The sequence below is a fragment of the Thermomonas hydrothermalis genome (genome assembly GCF_900129205.1).
Taxonomy (GTDB): domain Bacteria; phylum Pseudomonadota; class Gammaproteobacteria; order Xanthomonadales; family Xanthomonadaceae; genus Thermomonas; species Thermomonas hydrothermalis.
Window position 1 is genome coordinate 1 of sequence record NZ_FQUK01000085.1, and the last position, 1,149, is coordinate 1,149.

A 1,149-nucleotide genomic window follows, 5' to 3' on the forward strand; every position below is an offset into this window, starting at 1 on the left:
GACACTGAGTCGGGCCTGTGGCACAACGGCTACCGCGAGTACCTGGCCGAGGCGGGGCGGTATCTGCAGAGTGACCCGATTGGGTTGGCGGGGGGATTGAATACCTATGTCTATGTGGGTGGAAATCCAGTTAATTCGATCGATCCGTCGGGACTAATCGCTTATGTATGTCAAAAGGGGAACAACGTAGACATAGCGCTACCAGTCGCATTCAGTGGAGGCAGTCAACAAACCCGGCAAAGAATTATCAACTCGATTCAACGAACTTGGACGGGGTCATTCGGTGGATTCAACGTGCGCCTAGTGGTTGTGCCCATGAGTAGGTGGAATAGTGCTGGCAATATAATTTACGTGAAAGCTGGGCGCTCACCAGGTGTCGAGGATCGTGCTAGAGCTACCCTCAATGCGGCAGTCGTATGGGAAGTCTCGTCATGGCCCAACGACATGGATTACCCGCATGAAGCAGGTCATCTCATGGGGTTGCCCGATACTAGGATGTACCCGGGGGCAATTATGGACCGCGATCTGAATGGGGCGACGCCGAAATACCATGAAATACAGGGAATTCTTGATAGCGACGTCAATGTGATCGGTTGCGGATGCTCGTCATGATCAAGTTCATTCGTCCCTGCGTTTTGTTGCTTGTTCTCTCACTGGCGCTTGCGTCGTGTCATTCCTCGGAACGCGATATACCGGTGAGTGAGCGTTTTGGAATTTGTGCGCGCTTGCCTGATAAAGTTTTGCATGCGCCCACTGAAAAGGGGGCGACTGATTTTGAAACGACTGAGCTGAAGTTCGGTGACGCACGAGGCGGGATTTACGTTGGCGATTTTCCAGATTTTCCTAAGTTTAATCCAAATGTGAAATTTTATGAAAGCGTTGGTGAGGTTCGCTATGTTGGTAAAGCCGAAAAACTAGGTATAGAAAACTACCTATATCGTGTAGGGCTCGGTTCTCAGCCTTCAATCCATGTGCTTGTGCAAATCCCTGAGGCTGATGTGGAGTTCAACAAGGCGTGGGAGCAGGGCGCGAACATGCGAATAGTGGCCTGCGACTAATGACACGGGAAGCGTAGTCGGTGGGCTCAATCGCGATTCCAGTGGAAACGGTTCATGTCTGATGGGGAGCATGGAGCCAAGGGTGACGGGG

General features: G+C 51.8%; 2 protein-coding genes. Both read left to right on the forward strand.

The annotated features are described in order from the left end of the window. Positions 1-612 (forward strand): RHS repeat-associated core domain-containing protein (locus tag BUA29_RS11930; RefSeq protein ID WP_143148949.1); only part of this gene is annotated, 612 nt, incomplete at its 5' end. Then, the gene (locus BUA29_RS12180; protein WP_143148950.1) at positions 609-1,058 is read left to right on the forward strand and encodes a hypothetical protein; all 450 of its coding nucleotides are present in this window, start codon (positions 609-611) and stop codon (positions 1,056-1,058) included. The genes BUA29_RS11930 and BUA29_RS12180, both read left to right, overlap by 4 nt. Positions 1,059-1,149 lie beyond the last annotated feature (91 nt).